28 protein-coding genes are annotated in these 25,135 nt (G+C 72.6%); 23 read left to right on the plus strand and 5 right to left on the minus strand.

The genetic code is table 11. The features are described 5' to 3' along the window. The first annotated feature begins 117 nt into the window (after positions 1–117). From ABZ404_RS30775 to ABZ404_RS30850, 16 genes are all read left to right on the plus strand, one after another. Positions 118–969, plus strand: coding sequence for a hypothetical protein (locus tag ABZ404_RS30775; protein WP_358832985.1), 852 nt, complete (start codon positions 118–120; stop codon positions 967–969). Positions 970–1,036: 67 nt separating this feature from the next. Further along, the gene (gene cpaB / locus ABZ404_RS30780; RefSeq protein WP_358832986.1) at positions 1,037–1,741 is read left to right on the plus strand and encodes a Flp pilus assembly protein CpaB; all 705 of its coding nucleotides are present in this window, start codon (positions 1,037–1,039) and stop codon (positions 1,739–1,741) included. 7 nt (positions 1,742–1,748) lie between these two features. Further along, positions 1,749–2,984, plus strand: a complete 1,236-nt coding sequence (locus ABZ404_RS30785; RefSeq protein WP_358832987.1) for an AAA family ATPase — start codon at positions 1,749–1,751, stop codon at positions 2,982–2,984. A gap of 5 nt (positions 2,985–2,989) precedes the next feature. Continuing rightward, on the plus strand, positions 2,990–3,379 hold the full coding sequence (locus ABZ404_RS30790; protein WP_358832988.1) for a TadE/TadG family type IV pilus assembly protein: 390 nt from the start codon (positions 2,990–2,992) through the stop codon (positions 3,377–3,379). Continuing rightward, positions 3,376–3,777, plus strand: a complete 402-nt coding sequence (locus tag ABZ404_RS30795; RefSeq protein ID WP_358832989.1) for a TadE/TadG family type IV pilus assembly protein — start codon at positions 3,376–3,378, stop codon at positions 3,775–3,777. The genes ABZ404_RS30790 and ABZ404_RS30795 overlap by 4 nt, the downstream gene beginning before the upstream one ends. A 17-nt stretch (positions 3,778–3,794) precedes the next feature. Further along, entirely contained in the window at positions 3,795–5,132 is a 1,338-nt protein-coding gene (locus tag ABZ404_RS30800) for a CpaF family protein (RefSeq protein ID WP_358832990.1), read from the plus strand. 8 nt (positions 5,133–5,140) lie between these two features. Then, positions 5,141–6,079, plus strand: a complete 939-nt coding sequence (locus tag ABZ404_RS30805; protein ID WP_358832991.1) for a type II secretion system F family protein — start codon at positions 5,141–5,143, stop codon at positions 6,077–6,079. A 10-nt stretch (positions 6,080–6,089) separates the two neighbouring features. Then, on the plus strand, positions 6,090–6,977 hold the full coding sequence (locus ABZ404_RS30810) for a DUF5936 domain-containing protein (protein WP_358832992.1): 888 nt from the start codon (positions 6,090–6,092) through the stop codon (positions 6,975–6,977). 10 nt (positions 6,978–6,987) lie between these two features. Next, positions 6,988–8,295: a histidine kinase gene (locus ABZ404_RS30815; protein ID WP_358991101.1), complete on the plus strand. Its 1,308-nt coding sequence runs from the start codon at positions 6,988–6,990 to the stop codon at positions 8,293–8,295. Then, positions 8,292–9,014: a response regulator transcription factor gene (locus ABZ404_RS30820; RefSeq protein WP_358833106.1), complete on the plus strand. Its 723-nt coding sequence runs from the start codon at positions 8,292–8,294 to the stop codon at positions 9,012–9,014. Before ABZ404_RS30815 ends, ABZ404_RS30820 begins: the two co-directional genes overlap by 4 nt. Positions 9,015–9,143: 129 nt before the next feature. After that, entirely contained in the window at positions 9,144–9,374 is a 231-nt protein-coding gene (locus ABZ404_RS30825) for a hypothetical protein (protein ID WP_358833109.1), read from the plus strand. Next, entirely contained in the window at positions 9,374–10,069 is a 696-nt protein-coding gene (locus ABZ404_RS30830) for a pilus assembly protein TadG-related protein (protein WP_358991107.1), read from the plus strand. Before ABZ404_RS30825 ends, ABZ404_RS30830 begins: the two co-directional genes overlap by 1 nt. Before the next feature lie 43 nt (positions 10,070–10,112). Continuing rightward, positions 10,113–10,703 carry a hypothetical protein gene (locus ABZ404_RS30835; protein ID WP_358833105.1) on the plus strand — a complete coding sequence of 197 codons (591 nt, stop codon included), beginning with the start codon at positions 10,113–10,115 and terminating at the stop codon, positions 10,701–10,703. Between the two features lie 14 nt (positions 10,704–10,717). Then, complete coding sequence (locus ABZ404_RS30840) at positions 10,718–11,476, plus strand: OmpA family protein (protein ID WP_358991104.1); 759 nt, start codon at positions 10,718–10,720, stop codon at positions 11,474–11,476. 352 nt (positions 11,477–11,828) lie between these two features. Further along, a complete protein-coding gene (locus tag ABZ404_RS30845; protein WP_358833104.1) occupies positions 11,829–12,248 on the plus strand; it encodes an SRPBCC family protein in 420 nt (139 codons plus the stop codon). Beyond that, a complete protein-coding gene (locus ABZ404_RS30850; protein ID WP_358833103.1) occupies positions 12,248–12,679 on the plus strand; it encodes a MarR family winged helix-turn-helix transcriptional regulator in 432 nt (143 codons plus the stop codon). The genes ABZ404_RS30845 and ABZ404_RS30850 overlap by 1 nt, the downstream gene beginning before the upstream one ends. Before the next feature lie 9 nt (positions 12,680–12,688). Here the strand turns inward: ABZ404_RS30850 and ABZ404_RS30855 are convergent, their stop codons facing one another. Beyond that, positions 12,689–13,105 carry a VOC family protein gene (locus ABZ404_RS30855; protein WP_358833102.1) on the minus strand — a complete coding sequence of 139 codons (417 nt, stop codon included), beginning with the start codon at positions 13,103–13,105 and terminating at the stop codon, positions 12,689–12,691. Positions 13,106–13,123: 18 nt separating this feature from the next. Then, on the minus strand, positions 13,124–13,519 hold the full coding sequence (locus ABZ404_RS30860; RefSeq protein WP_358833101.1) for a DUF192 domain-containing protein: 396 nt from the start codon (positions 13,517–13,519) through the stop codon (positions 13,124–13,126). A gap of 638 nt (positions 13,520–14,157) precedes the next feature. Between ABZ404_RS30860 and ABZ404_RS30865 the strand changes: the two genes are divergently transcribed. The 3 genes from ABZ404_RS30865 to ABZ404_RS30875 all read left to right on the plus strand — a co-directional run bounded on the left by ABZ404_RS30865 (position 14,158) and on the right by ABZ404_RS30875 (position 17,327). Beyond that, entirely contained in the window at positions 14,158–14,868 is a 711-nt protein-coding gene (locus ABZ404_RS30865) for an A24 family peptidase (RefSeq protein WP_358833100.1), read from the plus strand. Positions 14,869–14,922: 54 nt separating this feature from the next. Beyond that, complete coding sequence (locus ABZ404_RS30870) at positions 14,923–15,717, plus strand: class I SAM-dependent methyltransferase (protein WP_358833099.1); 795 nt, start codon at positions 14,923–14,925, stop codon at positions 15,715–15,717. 62 nt (positions 15,718–15,779) lie between these two features. After that, positions 15,780–17,327, plus strand: coding sequence for a DUF2079 domain-containing protein (locus ABZ404_RS30875; protein WP_358833098.1), 1,548 nt, complete (start codon positions 15,780–15,782; stop codon positions 17,325–17,327). Positions 17,328–17,710: 383 nt separating this feature from the next. Here the strand turns inward: ABZ404_RS30875 and mgrA are convergent, their stop codons facing one another. After that, on the minus strand, positions 17,711–18,754 hold the full coding sequence (gene mgrA / locus ABZ404_RS30880; RefSeq protein ID WP_358833097.1) for an L-glyceraldehyde 3-phosphate reductase: 1,044 nt from the start codon (positions 18,752–18,754) through the stop codon (positions 17,711–17,713). A gap of 163 nt (positions 18,755–18,917) precedes the next feature. Between mgrA and ABZ404_RS30885 the strand changes: the two genes are divergently transcribed. The 4 genes from ABZ404_RS30885 (at position 18,918) to ABZ404_RS30900 (ending at position 23,890) form a co-directional block, all read left to right on the plus strand. Next, a complete protein-coding gene (locus tag ABZ404_RS30885) occupies positions 18,918–19,679 on the plus strand; it encodes an isoprenyl transferase (RefSeq protein ID WP_358833096.1) in 762 nt (253 codons plus the stop codon). Positions 19,680–19,983: 304 nt separating this feature from the next. Further along, positions 19,984–21,306, plus strand: a complete 1,323-nt coding sequence (locus tag ABZ404_RS30890; protein WP_358833095.1) for a PhoH family protein — start codon at positions 19,984–19,986, stop codon at positions 21,304–21,306. A 368-nt stretch (positions 21,307–21,674) separates the two neighbouring features. Continuing rightward, positions 21,675–22,364 (plus strand): transglycosylase SLT domain-containing protein, encoded by a 690-nt coding sequence (locus tag ABZ404_RS30895; protein WP_358833094.1) that lies wholly within the window; start codon positions 21,675–21,677, stop codon positions 22,362–22,364. Between the two features lie 152 nt (positions 22,365–22,516). Continuing rightward, positions 22,517–23,890, plus strand: coding sequence for an AI-2E family transporter (locus tag ABZ404_RS30900; RefSeq protein WP_358833093.1), 1,374 nt, complete (start codon positions 22,517–22,519; stop codon positions 23,888–23,890). Between the two features lie 54 nt (positions 23,891–23,944). Here ABZ404_RS30900 and ABZ404_RS30905 read toward each other — a convergent pair whose 3' ends face one another. Together ABZ404_RS30905 and ABZ404_RS30910 are read right to left on the minus strand one after the other, a co-directional pair. Continuing rightward, positions 23,945–24,478: an alkyl hydroperoxide reductase gene (locus tag ABZ404_RS30905; RefSeq protein WP_358833092.1), complete on the minus strand. Its 534-nt coding sequence runs from the start codon at positions 24,476–24,478 to the stop codon at positions 23,945–23,947. 13 nt (positions 24,479–24,491) lie between these two features. Then, a complete protein-coding gene (locus ABZ404_RS30910; protein ID WP_358833091.1) occupies positions 24,492–25,046 on the minus strand; it encodes a peroxiredoxin in 555 nt (184 codons plus the stop codon). Positions 25,047–25,135 lie beyond the last annotated feature (89 nt).

The raw sequence follows: 25,135 nt of genomic DNA on the forward strand, positions 1-25,135 counted from the left end.
CGAGAAGACTGTTCACGCGCAGCTATCTCGTGGATACAGTGCTGCTTCAGGGGGGAAGTGCGGTGGTCACGTACGGCTGAGGGGGCCCGTCTCGGGCCGAGGGAACGGGGACTTGATGTGCCAACCGCGATAGCCGTCACCAGCCCGGACCTGGTGTTGCCCGCGGCCGATCCACACACGCCGCCACCCGCGGTCCTCTCGTCCCCCGACATCCAGCCGCTCGACGACGCCCTCGCCCACGCGCACCGCCTGCTCGACCTGCACGGGCATCTCGTCGTCCTCCACCCGCGGTCGCTCGCGCCCGCCCACCAACGGCGGCTGCACACCGTCCGCTCGCTCCTGGAGAGCGACCGGATCGCGCTGGTCGCCTCGCCGCTGCCGCCGCTCGGCCTGGCCGTGCTCGCCCGCCAGCTGTGCCAGCTGTCGGTGTGCGACTTCAGCCCCGGCGTGCTCGCCTCCTCGGCCCGGCTGCTCGCGCACTACGTGCACGCCGGGGCCGTGCTGAACTCCGTCACCCGGCTCGACCACGTGCCGGTCGGCCTCAAGACCCACGCCAAGTCCTGGCTGCCCGGCAGCCAGTTCGCGGTCGTCGCCCACCCGGAGCCGCAGCTGGTCCGCGTCGGCGCGGGCGAACTGGAAGGCCCCGACTACGCCTGCCGGCTGCTGGTGGCGGGCGCCGCGGCGCCCGCCGAGTGGGTCACCGTCCACCTCGCCGCCGCCTGGCGGGTCGGCGCGGTGCTCGAAGCGCCGCTGCCGGGGTACTCGCCCTCGTGGTGGGGGACGTCCAAGCTCACCGAGTTCGCCGCGTACCTCTCCGATCTGTCCGTGCTCTACCAGCTCGTGGCATCCGTACGACGGGAGTCGTGCCGGTGGTGCGGCATGGAACTGATCGGCGACCGCTGCGGGTTCTGCGCCTCCCCCGTCCCCGCCCCCGAGCACCGGCTGCCCGCGGGAGGCACGTACAGCTAGCCGCCGCGCAGCCCGCCCGGTGGCCCGTCCGCCCAGTCCCACGTCATCGAACGAGGTCGTACGGTCAATGAACTCCCGTCAGCGCCGCGGCGTCATCCTTCTCCTGGTCTCGGTCCTGTGTGCCGCCGGGGCCTTCGCCGGGGTCCTCTCGGTGATCCACGACGCCGACTCCAAGGTCGGCCCCGAGGTGACGGCGTACCGGGTGAAGAGCGACATCAAGCCCAACACCGAACTGCGGCCCGGGCTCTTCACCCGGACGGCCATGCCGAAGCGGTGGCTCTCGCGCAACGCCGTCACCGACCTCTCCGCGATCCGCGGCAAGGTCGCCGTCGCCGCCCTGCGCTCCGGCTCGCTGCTCCAGACCGACATGATCGCCGAGCGGCCCGCACTGCGCCCCGGCGAGCAGGAGATCGCCATCATGATCGACGCGTCCACCGGCGTCGCGGGCAAGATCCAGCGCGGCTCCTCCGTCAACATCTTCGCCACCTTCGCCGCCGCCAAGCAGGGCGAGACCCCCCAGTCGAAGATCATCGTCTCGGGCGCCCGGGTCCTCGACGTCGGCACGCTCACCCCCCTCGACCCCGGCCGCGACGACCGCAACAAGACCACCGAGGCGGTCCCGATCACCTTCGCGCTCGGCACCCTCGACGCCCAGCGCGTCGCGTACGCGGAGTCCTTCGCCCAGCACGTCCGGCTCGCGCTCGTCGCGCCCGGCGGCGACTCCACGGTGCCGCCCGGCGACCGCACGTACCGCCTCGAAAAGGACCAGTGAGGTTCGGATGACCACCAGGATCCTCCCGGCCGTCCAGGACGCCGACGCCGCCCGGTCCGTCACCACCCTGCTCAGCCAGCTCCCCGACGCCGAACCCGCCGCGCCCGTCGCGGACTCCACCCAGCTCCTGGACACCCTGGCCAGGCTCGCCGGGGACTCCCTGGACGAGCTGCCCGAGGTCGTCCTCGTCCACGAGCGCATCGGGCCCGTCCCCGCCCTGGACCTGGTGCGCGAGGTGGCCCTGCGCTTCCCCGCCGTCGGCGTCGTCCTGATCACCTCGGACGCGGGCCCCGGCCTGTTCGCCGCCGCCATGGACTCCGGCGCGCGCGGCCTGGTCACCCTGCCGCTCCACTACGAGGAGCTGGTCAGCCGGGTCCAGGCCGCCGCCCAGTGGTCGGTCGGCGTCCGCCGCCACCTCGGCGGCGGGGGCGAGGCCACCGGCGGCCCCGGCGGCACGCTCGTCACGGTCACCGGCGCCAAGGGCGGCGTCGGCGCCACCGTCACCGCGATCCACCTCGCCCTCGCGGCCCGCGCCTCGGGCCGCACCACCGCCCTGGTCGACATGGACCTCCAGGCCGGTGACGTCGCCTCCTACCTCGACGTCCAGTTCCGCCGCTCCGTCGCCGACCTCGCCGCCATCACCGACATCTCGCCCCGGGTCCTCCAGGACGCCCTCTTCAGCCACTCCACCGGCGTCGGCCTGCTGCTCGCCCCGGGCGACGGCGAACGCGCCGAGGAGGTCACCGACCGCGCGGCCCGCCAGATCCTCTCCGCCCTGCGCCACCGCTACGAGGTGGTGATCGCCGACTGCGGCACCCAGATGAACGCCGCCAACGCCGCCGCCGTGGAGATGGCCGACACCGCCCTGCTGGTCACCACCCCGGACGTGGTGGCGGTCCGGGCCGCCAAGCGGATCGTCCGGATGTGGGACCGCCTGCAGATCCGCAAGGCCGAGGAGACGACGACCGTGGTCAACCGGCACACCCGCGCCACCGAGATCCAGCCCGCCCTGGTCCAGAAGGTCACCGGCACCCGGGCCGCCCGCACCTCCGTCCCGGCGGCCTTCAAGGAGCTCCAGGCCGTCGTCGACGCGGGCCGGCTGCACGACCTGGACGCCAAGTCCACCGTCAAGCAGGCGCTGTGGACGCTCGCGGGCGAACTGGGCCTGGTCAAGGGCGTCGGCCCCGCGCCGGAGAAGAGCGGCCGCGGCACCCTCGTCCTGCGGCGCCGGGGGCACGGATGAGAGGCGTGAGGGGCATACGGACAGCGGCCGACCGGGACCGCGGGCAGATCGTGGTCGAGTTCACCGGCATGGTCCCGATCATCCTGGTGACCCTCGCCGCGATCTGGCAACTGGTCCTGACCGGTTACGCGTTCACCGTCGCCGGGCACGCGGCGGACGAGGGCGCCCGCGCGGGCGCGGCCCGGGACGGCGGCGCGGCGGCGTGCGCGGCGGCCGTGCGGGCGGCGGCGCCGGACGGCTGGGAGGTGTCCGCGCAGGAGTGCGGCGGCGGCGGGAAGGACGTCTTCACCGCCACGGTCGGCGTACGGGTCCCGGTGCTCTTCCCCGGCGCGTTCACCGTCCCCCTCACCACCGTGCACGGGCACGCCGGGGCGGCCCGCGAGGACGAGCCGTGAGCCGCCCGGGGCGCGCGGCCCGGCGGTCCGCCCGGGGCCGCGACCGGGGCTCGGCCGCCGTCGAGTACCTGGGCTTCCTGCCCCTGCTGCTGCTCGTCGCGCTCGCGGGCGTCCAGCTGGGGCTCGCCGCGTACGCCGCCCAGCAGGCGGGCACGGCCGCCCGCGCCGCCGCCCGTACGGCCGCCCAGCAGGAGCGGGCGGACGGGGCCGAACAGGCCGCCGGGGCGGCGGTCAGCGCCTGGGTGGCCCAGCGCAGCACCATCGGGAAGACCGGCGGCTGCCCCGGGGACGCGGTGACCGTCACCGTCACCGTGACCATCCCCTCCGTCTTCCCCGGCGTCGACGCCTTCGGCCCGGTCCACAAAAGCGCCACCATGCCCTGCGACGAGAGCAACTGACCGAGGAGGCACGCCCCATGAGCCTGCGGGCCCGTATCACCGCCCCCGAGGAGAACCGGGGCGGCGAGGGAGACGCGCACCTCGTCGCCACCTACCGGGGCAAGCTCCTGGAGGAGATCGACCTCGCGGAGATGTCCTCGCTGGCCGCCGCCGAGCGCCGGGCGCGGCTCGAACGCGTCCTCGGCCACATCCTCAGCCGCGAGGGACCGGTCCTGTCCACCGGCGAGCGGGCCCAGCTGATCCGCCGCGTCGTCGACGAGGCGCTGGGCCTCGGCGTCCTGGAACCGCTCCTGGAGGACGCGTCCGTCACCGAGATCATGGTCAACGGCCCCGACCAGATCTACGTGGAGCGCTCCGGGCGGGTCGAGCGGCTGCCGATGCGGTTCGCCTCGCACGAGCAGCTGATGCAGACGATCGAGCGGATCGTGTCGACGGTCAACCGCCGGGTCGACGAGTCCAACCCGATGGTCGACGCCCGGCTGCCGTCCGGCGAACGCGTCAACGTGATCATCCCGCCGCTCTCGCTGACCGGCGCCACCCTCACCATCCGCCGCTTCCCGCGCTCCTTCACGCTCCCCGAGCTGATCGCCTTCGGCTCGCTCGACGAGCCCATGCTGATGCTGCTCGCCGGGCTGATCCAGGCCAAGTTCAACGTGATCGTCTCCGGCGCCACCGGCACCGGCAAGACGACCCTGCTCAACGCCCTGTCCGGGCTCATCCCCGAGCACGAGCGGATCATCACCATCGAGGACTCCGCCGAACTCCAGCTCCAGCAGAGCCATGTGATCCGTCTGGAGGCCCGCCCCGCCAACGTCGAGGGCAAGGGCCACGTCTCCATCCGCGATCTGGTCCGCAACTCGCTGCGCATGCGCCCCGACCGGATCGTCGTCGGCGAGGTGCGCGGCGGGGAGTCCCTCGACATGCTCCAGGCGATGTCCACCGGACACGACGGCTCGCTGGCCACCGTCCACGCCAACAGCGCCGAGGACGCCCTGATGCGTCTCCAGACGCTGGCCTCCATGTCCGAGATCAAGATCCCCTTCGAGGCCCTGCACGACCAGATCAACTCGGCCGTCGACGTCCTGGTCCAGCTCACCCGGCACGCCGACGGCTCCCGCCGGGTCACCGAGATCGCCCTGCTCGACAGCCACGGCCGCGACCCCTACCGGCTCGCCACCGTCGCCCGGTTCGACCCCCGCCCGATGGCCGCCGACGGGCGCGTCCACGGCGAGTTCCGCCACCTCCCGCTCCCGCGCCGCGTCGCCGAACGCCTCTATCTGGCGGGTCTGCCCGTCCCCCAGGCGTTCGGCATCGCCGCGTTCGACGAACAGCTCGCCACCCGAGAGGCCAGGTAGCACCGCCCATGACCGCACTCACCCAGCTGACGACCGGGGTCACCCTGCTCGCCTGCACGGCGGCGGTCGCCGGTGTGCACGTGTACGCCAGTGGCCGCGCCCAGCGCCGGGCCCTGGTCGAACGGCTCTCCACCGCCGGGGAGCCGGAGTCCGCCGGGCGCCGCCGGCCCTTCGCCGGGGTGGACCGCAGGCTGCGCCGCACCTCCGCCGGCCGGCGCGTCGCCCGCAAGCTGGCGGTGACCGGCCTCGACCTCAGCCCCGGCGAGTTCGCCGTCTACGTCCTGGCCGCCGTCGTCGGGCTGTGGGTGGTGGCGGCCTCGGTGCTCGCCTCGTTCTTCGGCCCGCTCGCCGCGCTCGCCGGGCTGTGGGCCGCCAACACCTTCCTGAACTGGCAGCGCACCCGGCGCACCGAGGCCTTCATCAACCAGCTCCCCGAGATCTCCCGGGTCATCGCCAACGCCACCCAGGCCGGGCTCGCCCTGCGGACCGCGATCGCCATGGCGGCGGACGAGCTGGAGGCCCCGGCGGGCGACGAGCTGAAGACCGTCGCCGACCAGCTCGCCGTCGGCCGCACCCTGGACGACGCGCTCGGCGAGCTCGCCAAGCGGCTCCCCTCGCGCGAACTGGTCGTCCTCGTCTCGACGTTGATCCTCTCCAACCGGGCGGGCGGCGCCGTCGTCCACTCGCTGCGCAACCTCACCACCACCCTGGAGGAGCGCAAGGAGACCCGCCGCGAGGTGCGCACCCAGCTGTCCCAGGTGAACACCACGGCGTACGCGGTCCCGGCGATCGGGGTCGGCGCGATGCTGCTCGTCAACCAGATCGCGCCGGGCTCGCTCGCCAAGATGACCGGCTCGTTCCTGGGCCAGGCGGCGGTCGTGGTGGCCCTCGCGCTCTACGCGCTGGGCTTCGTCGCGATCCGCCGCATCTCGAAGATCGACGTGTGAGGGGGCGGGCATGGAACTGATCCTGGGACTCATCGTCGCCCTCGGCGTCCTGGGCGCCTTCGAGGGCGTACGGATGTACCGCGCCGAGGTCAAGCTGCCCAGCGACCTCGTCCTCGCCCTGGAGGTCGGCGCCACCCGCACCACCCGCACCGGCGGCGCCATCGACCGCCTCGGCATCCGCTGGGCCCCGCTGGTCCTGCGGCTGATGGGCCCCCGGCGGGTCGCCGAGAAGCGGCGCAGGATCGACATGGCGGGCAACCCCGGCGGCCTGACCATCGACCGGTACGCGGCGCGGCGCGCGGTGTACGGGGCGCTGGGCGCGGTCGGCGCGGTGGTGATGGTCTCGGGCGGCAACTACCTGCTGGCCCTGCTGATGGTCGCGTTCGCGTACTACTGGGTCGAGGTCGGCATCTGGGCGGCCGTGCGCCGCCGCCGCGACGACATCGAGCGCACCCTGCCGGACTTCCTCGACGTGCTCGCCGTGGTGGTCTCCGCCGGACTGGGCTTCCGCCAGGCCCTGGAGCGGGTCGCGGAGAAGTACGAGGGCCCGTGGGCGGACGAGGTACGGATAGCGCTGCGCCAGATGGACATGGGCGTCAGCCGCCGCCAGGCCTTCGACGACCTGCGCCGGCGCAACGACTCCGAGCAGGTCGCCATGTTCGTCACCGCGCTCCAGCAGGGCGAGGAGCTGGGCGCGCCCATCGTGGACACCCTGATCGCCATCGCCACCGACATGCGCCGCACCGACGCCCAGAACGCCCGCCGCAAGGCCGCCAAGGCGGTGCCCAAGGCGACGCTGATGGTCACCACGTTCATGGTGCCCGCCACCATGATCCTGATGGCCTCCGCGATGCTGCTCGGCTCCGAGGCCGACATCGGCTCGCTCACGGGGAAGTGAGGGGTCCGCCATGCGGAAGCAGTCGCAGTCGCAGGCGCAGGCGTATTCGCCGGTGCCCGTGAAGGGCGGGCCGCCGTCCGGGCCCGGGCCCGAGCCCGAGGTGTCCCTCCAGCTCAACGCGCTCCAGGCGCTGTGCCGCCAGGTCTTCCTGTTCCGGCTCGCGATGATAGGGCTCGGCACCCCCTTCGCCCTGGCCAACTCGGCGCGCGGGGTGGCCACCTGGCTGGTCTCCGGGGCCGTCCTGATCACCTTCATGGGCTCGTACGCGCTCTACCGCGACTGGGAGCGCTTCGGCCCGCTCCTGCTGCTGCATCCGTGGCTGCTCGGCGTGGACACGGCGTTCGGCGCGCTGCTGGTCTTCACCGCGACCCCCGACTCCCCGCTCGGCTATGTGGTCGTCTGCACCCCGCTGCTCGCCGGCCTGGTGTACGGGTGGCGGGGCGCCGGCGTCTTCGCCGGGCTCCAGTGCGTGGTCCTGGCGCTGGCGTACATGGCCCAGCACCGCCACCACCAGCCGCTCGCCCCCGCCCTGCTGCTGCCCGGCTTCTGTGTGCTGGCGGGCGCGGCCGGGGTGGCGCTGCGGGGCCTGCTGCTGCGGTTCGGACTGGCCTCCCGGGCGCTCACCGAGGCGCGGGCCAGGCTGGCGGTGGAGGAGGAACGCGCGCGCCTCGCCCGCGAGCTGCACGACTCGGTCGCCAAGACCCTGCACGGGGTGGCGCTCGCCGCCGAGGGCCTGGCGGCCTCGGCCGACCGCACCGACCCGGTGACCGTCCGCCGGGGCGCGACGCTGGTGGCCCGCTCGGCGCGGCGGGCCGCCGCCGAGTCCCGCGAACTCCTCGCCGACCTGCGCCGCGAGCCGGGCCCGGACGGGGGAGTGGACGTCCTGGCGGAACTGGCCGCGCGCGTACGGGACTTCGCGGCGCGCGGCGAGAAGGTCGGCGTGAGCTACCGCTGCCTCTCCCTCCCCCTCGACGGCCCCGCGACCCGGGTCCCGTACCCCGTCGCCCGCCAGCTCCTGACGATCGCCTCCGAGGCCCTGGAGAACGCCCACCGCCACGCGGGCCCGGCGCGCGTGGACGTCTCGGCGGGCGTGGTGGGCGACGTGCTGCGCATCAGCGTGTACGACGACGGGCGCGGCCTGCCCCCCGGCACCACGCTCGACGGGCTGCGCCGGGCGGGCCACTTCGGCCTGGTCGGCATGGTCGAGCGCGCGGCGGACCTCGGCGCGCGCATCCGCATCGGCCGGGGCGAGGCGGCGCGCGGCACCGAGGTCCGCCTCGACGTGCCGCTGGCCGCGCTGGAGAGGAGCGGGGTGTGACCCGGGTGGTGGTGGCGGACGACAACCCGGTCGTACGGGCCGGGCTCACCGCGCTGCTGGAGAGCCACGGCGGCACGGAGGTCGTGGCGGAGGCGGCGGACGGCCGCCAGGCGTACGAGGCGGCCCTGCTGCACCGGCCGGACGTGGTCCTGCTCGATGTGCGGATGCCGGGCGTGGACGGCCTCACGGCCCTGCCCCGCCTGGTGCGGGTGGCGCCGGTGATGATGCTGACGTACAGCGCCGAGGCGGAGACCGTACGCGAGGCGCTGCGGCTGGGCGCGCGCGGCTATCTGGTGCACGGTGAGTTCACGGTGGAACAACTGGTCGGCGCGGTACGGGACATCGCCCGGGGCGGGCTGTCCGCCGTCGCCCCGCCGGGTGTCATGGGTGTCATGGCCCGGTCCATTTCATTAAATCCGAACGAAGAGGCTTCGCGGATGCAACCGGATGTGGGACAGTCGTCGACGGGACACCGGAGCCGAACTCCGCTCCGGCGCCCCGAACTTGGGGCACACCGGCTGAGCAGGAGGGAGGTGGAGGTGATGGAGCTGATCGCGGCGGGCATGAGCAATCAGCAGATCGCCGCCGCCTGCTTCATCAGCGAGAAGACGGTGAAGAACCACATCAACCGCATCTTCGCGAAGCTACACAGCAACAGCCGCGCCCAGGCGCTGGCGACCTGGCTGGGTACGCGGGCGGGGCGGGGGGCGGCGGGATGAGGCGCGCGAGCCGTAAGGTCACCGCCCGCCGCCGGAATTGGGCCCAGGGGCCCTGTGCCGGAACCGGAGGGCCCGGGTACGGTGCGGCTGTCGAGCGCGGCACCGCCGTAGACCCCGGAGGGGACCACCATGAACGACAAGCTCCTCAAGCCCGCGACCGCCACCAGGATCCGGGTCCACGGCTGGCTGAACACCACGGCGACGGCGCTGCGGCGGCGGGGGGACCGGGGGCAGGGCGCGGTCGAGTACATGGGGATCATCATCGTGGTGGTGGCGATCATTCTGGTGCTCACGCAGACGAATTTCGGCACGACGATCGCCGGGAAGATCACGGCGGCGATCAACAAGATCAATCCCTGATCCCACGCGCCACCCGCCGGCTCACCGGCGACCGCGGGCAGGCCTTCCCCGTCTACATCACGGCGGTGGCGGGCCTGCTCTTCCTCGCGTTCGCGTACTTCGCGGTCGGCCAGGCGGCGACGAAGCGCAACGAGGCCGAGACGGCGGCGGACGCGGCGGCCCTCGCGGCGGCCCAGGACTTCCGCGACCAGCTGAGAAAGGGTCTGCTCGGCGGCTTCGACCTCGTGCGCTGGCAGAAGCTGCTCGACGGTGACCGGGGCGGCCTGCTGCCGCACGACTCCTGCCCCGCGGCGCGTGAGCTCGCCGCGCGCAACGACGCCACGGCTGGCCTCTGCGAGCTCTCCTTCCAGCCCGAGCCCACCTACCGGGTGGCCGTGCAGACCAACAGGACGGCGGGCCACTCGGTCATCGCCGCGACCCAGGACCACAAGGGCGCGGCGAAGGCGGCCGCCGTGGTCGTGCCGCGCTGCCACATCCGGGACGCGTCCGGGACGGGGCCCACCACCCTGCCCGCGGAGCCGGGGCCGGCCCCCGAGCCCGGGGAGTCGCCCGGGCCCGACGGGCCGGGGGACGAGCCGAAGGGGGCGTATGTGCTCGTGTGCGAGAAGAAGAAGGACTTCGAGGTCGATCCCGCCCACCTGGAGCTCCTGCCGAAGGCGTCCGACCTGTTCTCCGTCCATCTGGCCGACAAGTAAGCGTATGAAGTGCGCAGCACGAAGGACCGAGGGGGCTTCACTCATGGACAACGCCACGATCAGGGCGCGGGCCAGAGACACGGCGGTCGCGGTGGCCGCCGCCGCCCTGGCGCTCGCGCTCACCGCCTGCGGGGGAGACGGCGGCGACAAGCCGAAGGCCGGGGACAAGGCCTCCACTCCCGCGGCGGCGTCCGGCGGGAACAGCTCCCCGTCCGGCGGCCCGTCCGCCCAGAGCACCGAGGTCCTCGCGACCATCACCGGCACCGGTGGTGTCGAGGTGGTGATCAACTCGGCCAGGCGGGACCCGGGAGGGTTCGTCACGGTCCAGGGCGTGGTGAAGAACGGGTCCAAGGACCTGTTCTCCGCACCCGGATGGCAGGGCAGCGAGCAGGAGTTGAGGAACAACGGCGCCTCCATGGCAGGCGCGGCGCTGGTCGACAAGGCGGGCAAGAAGCGGTACCTGATCCTGCGCGACACGGACGGACGCTGTCTGTGCTCGCAGTTCACGACCGGCATCCAGGCCGGGCAGGAGGCGCCCTTCTACACGCAGTTCCCCGCACCCCCCACCCCCGTCCAAGAAGTCGACTTCCAGCTCCCCACCATGCCCACCGCCACCATCAAGATCTCCGGCTGAGGCTGAGGCCCCCCATGCAGGCCACTCGGACAACCGCGAACCAGGCAGCCGCGACCGCGCCCCCGGCGACCGCACCCTCGGCCCCCTCGACCGCGCCCACGGCAAACGCGCCCCAGGCAGCCGCGACCGCGCCCCCGGCAACCCCCGCCCCCCGCCGCCACCGGCACCCCCGCCCCGCCGCCTTCGTCGTCGCCGCGCTGCTCCTCGTCGGGACGGGGGCGGGAGCGGGAACGGCCGGGGCCGATGAGCCGAATCCGACCGCCGTGCCCGCCGCCGCCCCGCCTGTGAAGGTCGACGCCAACGCGCCGGGGCTCAAGCTCTCCGACGGGGCGACGCTCGCCGCGCCGAGGGTGCTCGACATCAAGTCGGTCGTCGAGGACATGGGCGGCGAGGAGCGCCGCTCCGACACCAACGCCGACATCTCCTTCGCCCTCCAGGCCGAAGTCCTCTTCGGCAAGGACAGCGCCGCGCTCTCCGCCGAGGCCACCGGCCGCATCCAGGCCATCGCGGAAGAGATCAAGAAGCAGAAGGCCACGAACGTCCGTGTGTTCGGCTTCACGGACAACCTCGGCACGCACGAGCACGGCGTCGTCCTGTCCAAGCAGCGCGCGGACGCCGTCCAGGGCGCGCTCGCGCAGGCGGCGGGCGGGGCGGTCACCTTCGACATCCGGGGATACGCGGAGGACTACCCGATCGCGGACAACTCCTCCGAGGACGGCCGGCGCAAGAACCGCCGGGTCGAGGTGTCGTTCCCGCGCGGCGCGACCGGCTAGGCGCCGGGCGGCGGACGGGCCCGGCCGGCCGGGTGGAGGTGCGGTCGGCCGGGCCCCGTATGTGCGCGGGCCCCCGTCAACGTCCGTAGGAAGTGACGCTCCCGCGCACCACAGAGGCTGCCAGCCGCACCCCGCCCCGGACTTGGAAAAAAGCGCACGCCGGGACGGGACGGCCGGTTATCGACGCTCTGGCGCGATGAGGCCCACAAGGAGTGCGGGGGAGTGGGGGCGCGGGCGGGAGGGGCGGACAGGGGTGGGTGCGGTCTGGACAGATGATCTGCGCGCAGATAATCTGTGCACAGGTCAAAACGCGGCACGCGAACGCGGACGCGAACCCTGCGGAGGAGTCGACATGTGGGTGTACGAGCACGGTGTGGAGACCAGTGCGGCCCCCGAGGCCGTCTGGCGGCTGTGGGCCGACGTGGAGAACTGGGGCGACTGGAACGCGGACATCCAGAAGATCGAGATCCGGGGCCCGTTCGCGGCCGGGACCGAGATCACCATGGGGGCCGAGGGCCAGGACCCGATCGAGCTGCGGCTCACCGAAGTGGCCGAGAACGAGCTGTTCGTGGACGAGGCCCGCTTCGAGGGACTGGTCCTGCGGACCACGCACCGGCTGGACCGGCTCGGCCCGGACCGTACGCGGGTGGTGTACCGGATGGAGATCACCGGCCCGGCGGCCGACGACATGGGCCCGCGGATCGGCCCGGCCGTCACCGCCGACTGGCCGGAGACGACGGCCGCGCTCGTCCGGCTCGCGCAGACGCGCTGATGGCGCTCGCGCCCGGGGAGAGCCCCGGCTTCCTGCTCTGGCACGCCACGCTCCGCTGGCAGCGCGGGGTGACCGCCGCCCTGACGCCGCTGGGCCTGACGCATGTGCAGTTCGTGCTGCTCGCGTGCACCTGGTGGCTCAACGGGCAGGGCGAGCATCCCAACCAACTGGCGGTCGCCCGCCAGGCCGGCACCGACGTCAAGATGACGTCCCAGGTGGTGCGCACCCTGGAGGCGAAGGGCCTGCTCGTACGGGAGACCGACCCGGCGGACACCCGGGCCAAGCGGCTGCGGGTGACCGAGGCGGGCGCGGAGCTGGCGCCCCGGGCGGTCGCGGCGGTGGAGGCGGTGGACGCGGAGTTCTTCCGGCCGGTGCCGGTGGGCGATGCGGTGGCGCTGCTGGCGGCGCTGGCCCGGCCGGACGGCGAGTGAGCCGCGCGGCTACGCCGTACCGCCGCCGGCGCCCGTACCGCCGCTTCCGCTTCCGTACGGCCTGGTGATCATCTCCATGGCGTGGCCCGACGGGTCGAGGAAGTAGACGCCCCGGCCGCCGTCGTTGTGGTTGATCTCGTCGGGGCGCTTCATGTACGGATCGGCGAAGTAGCGGACGCCCCACTGCTTGATCTTCTCGAAACCGGCGTCGAACTCGTCCTCGGAGACGAGGAAGGCGTAGTGCTGCGGCACGATCCGGTCCGGGTCGCCGGTGGCGAAGTCCAGGGTGACGCCGTTGCCGGTCTCGACGGGGATGAACGGTCCCCACGCGTCGCCGACCCGCAGTCCCAGGATGTCCGCCAGGAACTCGGCGGAGGCCCGCTTGTCGCGGGAGTGGACGATGGTGTGGTTCAGCTCGACTGACACGGTGGAATGCCTCCAAAGTCAGCGGTCGTCGGACCCGCCGGGCTGGGCGCGGCCCCCGTCCGGATGTACGCGTACCCGTACGTGTACGCCGGGCCGCATCCCCCATCCCGCCATCGCGCCCGCCCCGGCCTCCAGGACGTGGCGGGAGCGGAGGCGGGGGGCGGTGAGGCGGTTCGGGGGGACGGTGTGGAGGGCGATCACGCGCAGGTGGCGGTCGAGGTAGGCGATGTCGAGGGGGAAGCGCATACGGAAGGTGTGGACGGAGGCGGCGGGGGTGAGGAGGAGCGCGCCCTCGACGCGGGTGCGGCCGAGGAGGCCGCGGGTGCGGGCGCGGTAGGAGGAGGCGATTTCGAGGGGAACGCGGACACCCCCCTCGACCGCCAACTCCCCGTGCCCGTCACCCCATGCGCGCATATCCCCACGGTACATACCCCCGCCCCCGGAACCACCCCCCAAACCCGCCGACGACACGACCCCACCCACACAATTCCCGCCACCCCGCTACCCAGGGGCGCGGGGAACGGCGCGAGCAACCCCCCACGACCGGCGGACGACCACCGGCCCCGATAGGGGGCGCGGGAAACGGCGCGAGCAACCCACCCCAACCGGCAGCCAACCACCGGCCCCGACAGGGGCGCGGGGAACGGCGCGAGCAACCCACCCCAACCGGCGGAAGACCACCGGCCCCGATAGGGGGCGCGGGGAACGTCGCGAGCAACCGACCCCAACCGGCAGCCAACCACCGGCCCCGACAGGGGCACGGGGAACGTCGCGAGCAACCCCCCACGACCGGCAGATGACCACCGGCCCCGATAGGGGCACGGGGAACGGCGCGAGCAACCCGCCACGACCCGCAGCCAACCACCGGCCCCCAAAGGGGCGCGGGGAACTGCGCGCTCGGCCCCCACGGACCCGCAGCCGAACACCCGCCCCGGCCCGCCCCGCCCCCGCCCCCCCGGAGGGCCACCCCGCCCCCGCCAGGGCCCACCCCCGGAGGGTTACGGGAAGGGGCGGGGTGGGGAAAGGAACCCCGACGGCCCTAGGGTTCCCCCGTGCCCCCACTGACCCTCCTGGCCGCCACCACCGCCGCCCTCTGGGGCGCCACCCTCGGCCGGCTGGTCCCCCGCGCCGCCTACCGGCTCGCCGTCGAGCCCGGTGCGCCGCCCCGGGACGTCTGCCCCAGGGGGCACCCCCTGACCCGCTGGCCCGGCGGACCGGTGTGCGCGACGCGCGGCACGGGGTGGGCCGCCGTCTGCGCCGCCGCCGCGGCCGGGCTCGCCGCCACCACCGGCCCCCGCCCCGAACTCGCCGTCTGGCTGCTCCTGCTGCCCCCTGCCGCCCTCCTCGCCGCCGTCGACGCCCGGGTGAACCGCCTGCCGGACGTCCTCACCCTCCCCCTCGCCGCCGCGGCCGCCCTCCTCCTCGGCGCCGCCGCCCTCGCCCCGCACCCGGCGGGATCCTGGCGACACGCCCTGCTCGGCGGACTCGCCCTGGGCGGCGGGTACTTCGTGCTCTTCCTCCTCCACCCCGCCGGCCTCGGCTTCGGTGACGTCAAGCTCGCCGTGGGCCTCGGCGTGGTGCTCGGCTGGTACGGCTGGGGCATCCTCCTCACCGGCGCCTTCGCGGGATTCGCGGCCGGCGGCACGTACGGTCTGGGGCTGATCCTGGCGCGCCGCGCCGACCGCGGCACGGCCATCCCGTTCGGCCCCTTCATGATCGGCGGGACCTATCTCGGCCTGCTGCTCGGCGGCCTCGGCACGTAGCGGACGCGCGGACCTTCGGCCCCTCGGCCGCACAAGACGCGTAGGGTCCGGAATATGGCGCAAACCATCCGCAACCACAACACCCGCACTTTCGAAGACCTGATCGACGAGGCGGCGTCCGCCCCGGTGGACGGCTGGGACTTCTCCTGGCTGGACGGACGGGCCACCGAGGAGCGCCCGTCCTGGGGGTACGCCCGTGCCATGGCGGCGCGCTGGGCCCGGGCCACGGCCGCCCTCGACGTGCAGACCGGCGGCGGCGAGGTCCTGGCCGCCGTCCCGCAGCTGCCGCCGCTCGCCGTCGCGACCGAGGGGTGGCCGCCGAACGTCGCGCGGGCCACCTCCCTGCTCCATCCGCGCGGCGTCGCGGTGGTCGCCGACGCCGACGAGCCGCCGCTGCCGTTCGGCGACGGCGCCTTCGACCTGGTGACCAGCCGTCACCCCGTCCAGACCTGGTGGCCGGAGATCGCCCGGGTCCTCACCCCCGGCGGCACGTACTTCTCCCAACAGGTCGGACCCGCCAGTGTGTTCGAGCTGGTGGAGTACTTCCTGGGTCCGCAGTCCGCCGACGTCCGGGGCAGGCGCGACCCGGGCAGGGCGCGCGCCGAGGCCGAGGCCGCCGGGCTCCAGGTCTCCGACCTGCGCCAGGAGAAGCTGCGCGCCGAGTTCCACGACATCGGCGCCGTCGTGTACTTCCTGCGCAAGGTGGTCTGGATGGTGCCGGGTTTCACGGTCGAGGAGTACCGCGACCGGCTGGCGGAGCTGGACGAGCAGATCCGTACGGACGGGCCCTTCGTCGCCCATGCGACACGGTTCCTCATCGAGGCCAGGAAGCCGCTCCGCTCCTCCTGAGCCGCCTAGCATCCGGCCCTATGGAACGGATGCGGACAGTGCGGACAAGACGGACAGTCGGGGTGGCCAGGGCGGCCAGGGCGATCAGATCCGCGGGCACCATCCGGGTCGTCAGCCGTGATCCGGCGCCCCGCCGGTCCCTCGCCGCCGCCCTCGCCGACTGGCGGAACACCCACACGCGGCGGCCCGCCCTCCTGTGGTGGGGGTGGGCCGCCGCGCTCTTCGCGCTGTACGCGACGGTCGGCGCCCGCCGCCAGGCGCTGATCCGCACCACCGGCTACGACCTCGGCATCTTCGAGCAGGCCGTGAAGGCGTACGCCCAACTGCGCGCCCCCGTCTCCCCGTTGCGCGGCGAGGGGTTCAACCTGCTCGGGGACCACTTCCACCCCGTGCTCGTCGTCCTCGCGCCGCTCTACCGCCTCGCCCCCTCCCCGTACACCCTGCTCTTCGCGCAGGCCGCGCTGCTCGCCGTCGCCGTCGTGCCGCTCGCCCGCCGCGCCCGGCAGGCGCTGGGGCGGCGCGCGGCCCACGTCGTGGCCTTCGCGTACGGGCTGAGCTGGGGCATCGCCTCGGCCGTCGCCTTCGACTTCCACGAGGTGTGCTTCGCGGTGCCGCTCGTCTCCTTCGCCCTGGAGGCGCTGGCGCTGCGGCGCTGGGGGGCGGCGGTGGCCTGGGCGGCGCCGCTGCTGCTCGTCAAGGAGGACCTGGGGCTCACGCTCGCCGCGATCGGCGGGTACATCGCCTGGAAGGGGCGGCGCCGGCTGGGGCTGACGACCGCCGCCGCGGGGCTGCTCGGCAGCGCGCTGGAGTTCAAGGTGCTGATGCCGTTCTTCAGCCCGGCCGGCACCTACGCCCACGCCGCCAACCTGGAGCCCGCCCACGGCTCCCTGCTCGCCACCCTGGCCTTCGCCCCGCTGGACGCCGTGCGCCCCGAGGTGAAGGCCACCACCCTGGTCCTCGTCTTCGCCCCGGCGGCCCTGATCGCCCTGCGCTCGCCGCTCGCCTGGATCGCGGTGCCCACCCTCGGCTGGCGGATGCTCTCGCAGAACCCGTTCCACTGGGGCACCTCGTTCCACTACACGGCCGTGCTCATGCCGGTCGTGCTGGCCGCCATGACGGATGCCCTCGCCCCCTACCGGCGCGCCGGCGACGCCCTGGGCCGCCGCCATGTGCGCGCCTCGCTCGCCACCACCGCCGCCGTCACCCTCGTCCTGATCCCGTCCTTCCCGCTCGCCCAGGTCGTCCACCGCTCCACCTGGCGCTCCACCGAGCACGTCGCCGCCGCCCGCGCGCTCCTGGACCGCATCCCCGACGGCGCCACCGTCGCCGCCTCCAACCGGCTGGCCCCGCAGCTCACCTCCCGTACCGACGTGGTGCTCTTCCCGACCTACCCGGTCCACTGGCGGCTGTACGACACGGGCCGGCAGGTGCCGCCGCCGAGCGCCGAGTGGATCGTGTACGACCGGGTGCCGCCGGAGTCCTGGCCCTATCCGCCGGGCTACTGGCCGTACCCGAGGGAACGTCAGGAGGCCGAGCTGGTCAAGGCCGAACAGGCCTACGGCTACCGGGTCGTCGCCCAGCGCGACGGCATCACCCTGCTCCGGCGCTGAGGCTCCCCGGGCCGGCCCCGGCCCCGCTCACCCACCCGGGTGAGTGGGGTGTCGCACACGCGGAGGCGGTTTCGGCCCCGCGGCGGGGGGCGCGCGGTCCGGCCGGAGCCGGTTGGTACCGCTCTGACCTGCACGGTCAAGGAAGCGCGCGGCCCCCGGACCCCCCGTGCGGGGGTACCCCCGGCGGTGCCCGCGCGGTGCCCGGCCGATTTCGGAGCGTAGTTCCGGCACGCCGTGGCACCCACCATCACTTACGAAGGGTTATGGTGGAAACCCCCCCTCGGGCCGGTCCGTATCCCCCCCACGGACCGGCCCGTTTTTTTGGGGCGCGTCGGCCGCGGCGGTTCCTGTGGACCCGCTGTGCGCCGGCGGTCGGGCCTTGATCAGCCGCGCCCGGCCCAGATGTTGGTGCCCGCGGTGTCCACCGCGAAGGTGTCGATCTCCTTCAGCTCCTCGGCCGTCAGCGGCGCCCCGGCGAGGGCCGCCACGTTCTCCTCCAGCTGCTTCACGCTCGACGCGCCGATCAGCGCCGACGTCATCCGCGGGTCGCGCAGCACCCACGAGATCGCCAGCTGGGCGAGCGACTGGCCGCGCCGGGCCGCGATGTCGTTCAGCCCGTTCAGCCGCCGCACCACCTCCTCGCTGAGCAGACCCGGGTCGAGCGACTTGCCCTGGGTGGCCCGCGAGCCCTCCGGGATGCCCTTGAGGTACTTGTCGGTGAGCAGCCCCTGCGCCAGCGGCACGAAGGAGATGCAGCCCATCCCGGCCTCTTCCAGGGTGTCGAGCAGGCCGTCGTCCTCGGTCCAGCGGTTGATCATCGAGTAGGACGGCTGGTGGATGAGGGCCGGGACGCCCATCTCCCTGAGGATCCGCGCCGCCTCGGCGGTCTGCTCGCTGGTGTACGAGGACACGCCCACGTACAGCGCCTTGCCCTGCTGGACGGCGGACGCCAGCGCGCCCATCGTCTCCTCCAGCGGGGTCTCCGGGTCGAAGCGGTGCGAGTAGAAGATGTCGACGTACTCCAGGCCCATGCGGGCGAGCGAGGCGTCCAGCGAGGAGAGCAGGTACTTGCGCGAGCCCCACTCCCCGTACGGCCCCGGGTGCATCTGGTAGCCGGCCTTGGTGGAGATGATCAGCTCGTCCCGGTACGGCCGGAAGTCCTGGGCGAAGATCTTCCCGAAGTTGAGCTCGGCCGAGCCGGGCGGCGGCCCGTAGTTGTTGGCCAGGTCGAAGTGGGTGACGCCCAGGTCGAAGGCGCGGCGCAGGATCGCGCGCTGGGAGCCCAGGGAGCGGTCGTCACCGAAGTTGTGCCACAGGCCCAGGGAGAGCGCGGGGAGCTTCAGACCGCTGCGGCCGGTTCGCCGGTACTCCATGGAGTCGTAGCGGTCGTCGGCGGCGATGTGGTGGAGGGGGAGGGATTCAGTCACGTTTCCCTGCTTATCACGGACTTGTGACAGGCCGAGTTGGGCCCCTGTGACCCGTCCGCAGTACTGTGCCTTCCTTGGGGGTGCCCTCAGGCCGTACAGGTACTGGGGGAGGGCCGTATGCGGTGCTGCGGCGGCTCCCGGAAGCAACGAGAGGGTGGAATCGGTGAACTTGCGCGACCTGGTGTACGGGCTCTACGCACGCCGGGTGGAAGGTCGCCTCGACCACGACCAGGCGCCCAAGCACATCGGCGTCATCCTGGACGGGAACAGGCGCTGGGCCAAGGCCTCCGGCGGCAGCCCCGAACAGGGGCACCAGGCGGGCGCCAGCAAGATCCACGAACTGCTCGGCTGGTGCGCGGAGACGGACGTCGAGGTCGTGACGTTGTGGATGCTCTCCACGGACAACCTCGACCGGCCCGACAACGAGCTGGTCCCGCTGCTCGGCATCATCGAGGGCGTGGTGCGCGACCTGGCGGCGGACGGGCGGTGGCGCGTCCACCACGTGGGCCAGATGGACCTGCTGCCCGCGCGCACCCAGTCGGTGCTCAAGGAGGCCGAGCAGGCCACGCACGACGTCGGCGGCATACTCGTCAACGTCGCCGTGGGCTACGGCGGCCGCCAGGAGATCGCGGACGCGGTCCGCTCGCTGCTGCTCGACGCGGCGGCCAAGGGCACCAGCTTCGAGGAGCTGGCCGAGACCGTCTCCATCGACAGCATCTCCGAACACCTCTACACCCGCGGCCAGCCCGACCCGGACCTGGTCATCCGCACCAGCGGCGAGCAGCGCCTGTCCGGATTCATGCTGTGGCAGTCGGCCCATTCCGAGTACTACTTCTGCGAAGTGTTCTGGCCCGCCTTCCGCAAGGTGGACTTCCTGCGCGCCCTGCGCGACTACGCGGCGCGCCACCGGCGCTACGGGACCTGACCCGTCCCGTCCGTCCCCTCATGTCATGACCTGTCCGGCGGGTCCTGACCGGGAGTCAATCCCTTTGGTCCCCACCAAGCGCATATGCCTGTGCATGGCCGCGCTTGTTCGAGGGAATACCCCCTCCAGTTGAACGGCCAGAAGTGGCCGCTCACCCGGGAGGCCCTTTGCACCAGGACGCGCGTGCACTGTGCACGTACGGAGCGGAGGGCCGGTGCTCGGCCCGCGCAGCGTGGCCACAGCCCGGCCCCCACCCCCGCGACGCCGTCGCACCCCGACCTCTTCCGAGGGGGTACGTCCTTCCGTGGTGACCAGCACAAAGCGCCGCATGCCCGACCGGCGCACCTACGTCCTCGACACCAGCGTCCTGCTGGCCGACCCCAACGCCATGGCCCGGTTCGACGAGCACGAGGTGGTGCTCCCGATCGTCGTGGTCACGGAACTGGAGGCGAAGAGGCACCATCCGGAACTCGGCTACTTCGCGCGCCAGGCCCTGCGCCTGCTCGACGACTTCCGGGTCCGGTACGGACGCCTCGACGCACCCATCCCGCTGGGCGATCTCGGCGGCACGCTCCGCGTCGAACTCAACCATTCCGATCCCGGCGTCCTGCCCGCCGGCTACAGGCTGGGGGACAACGACTCACGGATCCTCGCCGTCGCCCGCAACCTCCAGGCCGAGGGGTACGACGTCACCGTCGTCTCCAAGGACCTGCCGCTGCGGATCAAGGCGTCGTCGGTCGGCCTGCTCGCCGAGGAGTACCGGGCGGAACTGGCCATCACCGACTCGGGTTTCACCGGGATGTCCGACCTGTCGCTCTCGGGCGAGCAGGTGGACCTTCTCTACGAGGAGGAGACGCTCTTCGTGCCGGAGGCCGCGGGCCTGCCGGTCCACAACGGCCTGGTGCTCCAGTCCGAGCGCGGCAAGGCCCTCGGCCGCGTCACGGCCGACGGCAACGTGAAGCTGGTGCGCGGGGACCGGGAGGCGTTCGGTCTGCGCGGCCGCAGCGCCGAGCAGCGCATCGCGCTGGACCTGCTGCTCGACCCGGACATCGGCATCGTGTCGATGGGCGGCCGGGCCGGCACCGGCAAGTCCGCGCTGGCCCTCTGCGCGGGCCTGGAGGCGGTCCTGGAGCGCCGCCAGCACAAGAAGGTGATGGTCTTCCGCCCGCTGTACGCGGTGGGCGGGCAGGAGCTCGGCTATCTGCCCGGCTCCGAGGCCGAGAAGATGGGCCCCTGGGCGCAGGCGGTCTTCGACACGCTCTCGGCGGTCACCACGCGGGAGGTGATCGAGGAGGTGACGTCGCGCGGCATGCTGGAGGTCCTGCCGCTCACCCACATCCGCGGCCGCTCGCTGCACGACGCGTTCGTGATCGTGGACGAGGCCCAGTCGCTCGAACGGAACGTTCTGCTGACCGTGTTGTCCCGTATTGGGGCGAACTCACGTGTGGTGCTCACCCATGACGTGGCGCAGCGGGACAACCTGCGGGTCGGCCGGTACGACGGAGTGGTCGCCGTCGTCGAGAAGCTGAAGGGCCATCCGCTCTTCGCGCACGTCACCCTCACCCGCTCCGAGCGGTCGCAGATCGCCGCACTGGTGACCGAAATGCTGGAGGACGGCCAGATCTGATACCGAACGCCCGAATCGGCGCCGCCCGCGAAGCCGTTGAGCTTAGCCGGGCGGCGCCTTTTCGTGGGCCGGATACGCCAAAACACGTGGGGCTGAAGGGGTGTGAGGTTTCACACGCGGTGGGGAATTGCCTTGCGGCGCCGCTCTCGGGCAAAGTCTTGCATCCGTCAGGCCCCGCATACGGCACACCTGTACCTCGTAACTCCATAGCGTCGCCGTATGCCGCCCGAGCACCACGCGGCGCTCCCGCAAGGGAGTTGCCCACCGGGTCAGTTCCTCCCGTGACCTGAGCAGTTGGGAGGAGAGAGCCAGGGGCACGATTGCGTCCGCTCAGGTCACCAGTGCGGGCGCTGCTGGAAGGAAACCGTGTGAGCCGGATCTCGGTCCGGGGATTCGCGGTGGCGTCAGCCACCGCGGTCACCACCGTCGGTGCCGTCGTGGGCGTCGCCTCGGGCGCGCCCCAGTCCGCTTCGAACGACAACGTCGAGGCGACCGCCGCCGACACGACGCTTCTCGCGGACATCCCCGCGGGCCAGCAGGCCCAGGTGCAGACCGCGTCCCTGACACAGCAGGCGGACGCCCAGTCGGCCCAGGCGAGCGCCGCGGCGAAGAAGTCCGCCGAGGAGGCCGCCCGCCTCCAGGCCGCCAAGGACGCCAAGTCCAAGAAGGAGTCGGCTGAGGAGAAGGCGAAGGAGCGCGAGAAGGAGCAGGTCGCCAGCCGCTCCGCGACCCGCGACCCCGCGTCGTTCCCCGTCCAGGGCTCGTACACGGTCGCGCAGGTCCAGGCCATCGCCCGGCAGATCGTGCCGGCGGACCAGTTCCAGTGCTTCAGCAACATCGTGAACCACGAGTCGACCTGGAACTACCAGGCGGTCAACTCCGGGTCCGGCGCGTACGGCCTGGTCCAGGCGCTTCCCGGCTCCAAGATGTCCTCGGCGGGCGCCGACTGGCGGACCAACCCCGCCACCCAGATCAAGTGGGGCCTGAACTACATGAACTCCCGGTACCACAGCCCCTGTGGCGCCTGGTCGTTCTGGCAGGCCAACACCTGGTACTAGGGGCCGGCAGTCTTCGCTCCGGGCACTCAACCTTTCGAAGCCCCTTACCGTCCTTCGGTGAGGGGCTTTGCCCGTGTACGGTCGGAGGCGACGACTCCGGTGTGGGGGGAGTGGTGGGGACACACAGCGGGGGAAAGGGAAACGGCAGCATCATGTCGAAGGTTCCGGGGCTGCTCGGGGCGCTGGGCGCCGGTCTGACCCGTATGGGAGAACGTCTGGACGAGCGCCGGGCGGAGGCCGAGGCGCGGGCCGACGCGGACGTGGGCCTGGACGGCTCCGCCGCGCTCGGCAGTGACGATTCACCGGCCCCGGCCGAGGAACCGCCCGCGCCCGAACACGTGCCCGCCCCGCCCGCCTACGCCCCCGCGGTCGCCGCGCGGCCCGACCCCGTGGACGCCGTGCCGTGGGGGATGCGGGTGGCCGCCGAGATCGGCTGGCGGCTGCTGGTCCTCGCGGGGACGCTGTGGGTGCTGATGCGGGTCATCAGCGCCGTACGGCTGGTGGTCCTCGCGTTCGTGGCCGCGCTGTTCATCACCGCGCTGCTCCAGCCGACCGTCTCGCGCCTCAAGCGGATGGGACTGCCCCGGGGCCTCGCCACCGCCGTGACCGCGATCTCGGGCTTCATCGTGATGGGCCTGATCGGCTGGTTCGTGGTCTGGCAGGTCATGGACAACCTGGACACCCTCTCCGAGAAGGTGCAGCGGGGCATCGACGAGCTCAAACGCTGGCTCCTCAACAGCCCCTTCCACGTCACCGAGGACCAGATCAACCAGGTCGCCAAGAACCTCAGCGACACCATCGGCCACAACACCAACGAGATCACCTCGGCGGGCCTCCAGGGCGTGACCGTCCTCGTCGAGGTCCTCACCGGCATCCTGCTGGCGATGTTCTCGACGCTGTTCCTGCTCTACGACGGCCCGCGCATCTGGAAGTGGGTCCTGCACCTGGTCCCCGCCCAGGCCCGGCCGGGCGTCGCCGGAGCGGGGCCGCGCGCCTGGCGCACGCTCACCGCGTACGTACGGGGCACGGTGATAGTGGCGCTGATCGACGCGATCTTCATCGGCCTCGGCATCTACTTCCTGCACGTCCCGATGGCCGTGCCGCTCTCCGTCTTCATCTTCCTGTTCGCCTTCGTCCCGCTGGTCGGCGCGGTGGTCTCGGGCGCGCTGGCGGTGGTGGTCGCGCTGGTCACCGAGGGCGTGTTCACCGCGGTGATGGTGCTGCTCGTGGTGCTGCTGGTCCAGCAGATCGAGGGCCATGTGCTCCAGCCCTTCATCCTGGGCCGGGCGGTACGGGTCCACCCGCTCGCGGTGGTCCTCTCGGTCGCCGCGGGCGGCCTGATCGGCGGCATCGGCGGCTCGGTGGTGGCGGTCCCGCTGGTGGCGGTGACGAACACGGTGGTCGGCTATCTGCGGGCGCACGCGAAGGAGAACGCGCTGCGCAGCGCGCGGCAGGCGGCGCAGCCGCCGCCGGACGAGGAGCCGGAGCCCGGCCCGGACCTGGCGCCGGCCCCGGCGGAGAAGTGACGAAGGCCCCCGCCGACGATGTCGGCGGGGGCCTTCGCACGTACCGGTACGGACCTACTCGGCCAGGACGGCTTCCGCGTCCAGCGTGACGCCGACCGCCTGGATCACCGAGGCGACCTTGAAGGCCTCCTGGATGGTCTCGCGGGAGACGCCGGCCTTGCGCAGCACCTGCTCGTGCGAGTCGAGGCACTGGCCGCAGCCGTTGACCGCGGAGACGGCCAGCGACCACAGCTCGAAGTCGACCTTCTCCACGCCCGGGTTGCCGATGACGTTCATCCGCAGACCGGCCCGCAGCGTCCCGTACTCCGGGTCGGAGAGCAGGTGGCGGGTGCGGTAGAAGACGTTGTTCATCGCCATGATCGCCGCGGCGGACTTGGCGGCGGTGTACGCCTCGGGGGAGAGGTTGGCCTTGGCCTCGGGCTCCAGCTCACGCAGCACCTTCGGCGAGCGCGAGGCGATCGCGCAGGCGAGGACCGTGCCCCACAGCTGCTGGGCCGGGAGCTCGCTGTTGCCGATGACCGAGCCGAGGTTCAGCTTGAGGTCCTTGGCGTAGTCCGGCAGGGCGGACTTCAGTTCGTCGAGAGCCATGTCGTACTCCCGTTCACTCGCCCGAGAGGAGCGCGACCGGGTCCAGGGTCTCGTCGCCCTTGGACCAGTTGCACGGGCACAGCTCGTCGGTCTGGAGGGCGTCCAGGACCCGCAGGACCTCCTTGGGGTTACGGCCGACGGAGCCGGCGGTCACCATGGAGAACTGGATCTCGTTGTTCTGGTCGACGATGAAGACGGCGCGCTTGGCGTAGCCGTCCTCGCCCTCGATGCCGAGGTCACGCATGAGCTCGTGCTTCGGGTCGGCCATCATCGGGAAGGGCAGGTCGGTCAGGTCCGGGTGGTCCTTGCGCCAGGCGTGGTGGACGAACTCGGAGTCGCCGGAGAAGCCGAGGACCTGAGCGTCACGGTCGGCGAACTCCTCGTTCAGCTTGCCGAAGGCGGCGATCTCGGTCGGGCACACGAAGGTGAAGTCCTTGGGCCACGCGAAGACGATCTTCCACTTGCCCTCGTAGGTCTTGTGGTCGATCTGCTGGAACTCCTTGCCGCTCTCCAGCGACACGCAGGCGGTCAGGTCGAACTCGGGGAACTTGTCACCAACAGTGAGCACGCGCTCTCCTTGCGTTCGGGAAGGGTCCTTTTTGGGGGCTTCCCTCGGGGTTGGACGGATTAGCGATGGTGTCACAGGAGGCATTGATC

Origin of the sequence: Streptomyces sp. NPDC005878, from assembly GCF_040629815.1 — a bacterium.
Lineage (GTDB): Bacteria > Actinomycetota > Actinomycetes > Streptomycetales > Streptomycetaceae > Streptomyces.

What these genes read in the sequence shown, in the direction of transcription:
- cpaB (WP_358832986.1), top strand. Translation starts at nt 1,037, where the DNA reads ATGAACTCCCGTCAGCGCCGCGGCGTCATCCTTCTCCTGGTCTCGGTC.
- ABZ404_RS30785 (WP_358832987.1), top strand. Translation starts at nt 1,749, where the DNA reads ATGACCACCAGGATCCTCCCGGCCGTCCAGGACGCCGACGCCGCCCGG.
- ABZ404_RS30800 (WP_358832990.1), top strand. Translation starts at nt 3,795, where the DNA reads ATGAGCCTGCGGGCCCGTATCACCGCCCCCGAGGAGAACCGGGGCGGC.
- ABZ404_RS30805 (WP_358832991.1), top strand. Translation starts at nt 5,141, where the DNA reads ATGACCGCACTCACCCAGCTGACGACCGGGGTCACCCTGCTCGCCTGC.
- ABZ404_RS30810 (WP_358832992.1), top strand. Translation starts at nt 6,090, where the DNA reads ATGGAACTGATCCTGGGACTCATCGTCGCCCTCGGCGTCCTGGGCGCC.
- ABZ404_RS30815 (WP_358991101.1), top strand. Translation starts at nt 6,988, where the DNA reads ATGCGGAAGCAGTCGCAGTCGCAGGCGCAGGCGTATTCGCCGGTGCCC.
- ABZ404_RS30825 (WP_358833109.1), top strand. Translation starts at nt 9,144, where the DNA reads ATGAACGACAAGCTCCTCAAGCCCGCGACCGCCACCAGGATCCGGGTC.
- ABZ404_RS30835 (WP_358833105.1), top strand. Translation starts at nt 10,113, where the DNA reads ATGGACAACGCCACGATCAGGGCGCGGGCCAGAGACACGGCGGTCGCG.
- ABZ404_RS30840 (WP_358991104.1), top strand. Translation starts at nt 10,718, where the DNA reads ATGCAGGCCACTCGGACAACCGCGAACCAGGCAGCCGCGACCGCGCCC.
- ABZ404_RS30845 (WP_358833104.1), top strand. Translation starts at nt 11,829, where the DNA reads ATGTGGGTGTACGAGCACGGTGTGGAGACCAGTGCGGCCCCCGAGGCC.
- ABZ404_RS30850 (WP_358833103.1), top strand. Translation starts at nt 12,248, where the DNA reads ATGGCGCTCGCGCCCGGGGAGAGCCCCGGCTTCCTGCTCTGGCACGCC.
- ABZ404_RS30860 (WP_358833101.1), bottom strand. Translation starts at nt 13,519, where the DNA reads ATGCGCGCATGGGGTGACGGGCACGGGGAGTTGGCGGTCGAGGGGGGT.
- ABZ404_RS30870 (WP_358833099.1), top strand. Translation starts at nt 14,923, where the DNA reads ATGGCGCAAACCATCCGCAACCACAACACCCGCACTTTCGAAGACCTG.
- ABZ404_RS30900 (WP_358833093.1), top strand. Translation starts at nt 22,517, where the DNA reads ATGTCGAAGGTTCCGGGGCTGCTCGGGGCGCTGGGCGCCGGTCTGACC.
- ABZ404_RS30905 (WP_358833092.1), bottom strand. Translation starts at nt 24,478, where the DNA reads ATGGCTCTCGACGAACTGAAGTCCGCCCTGCCGGACTACGCCAAGGAC.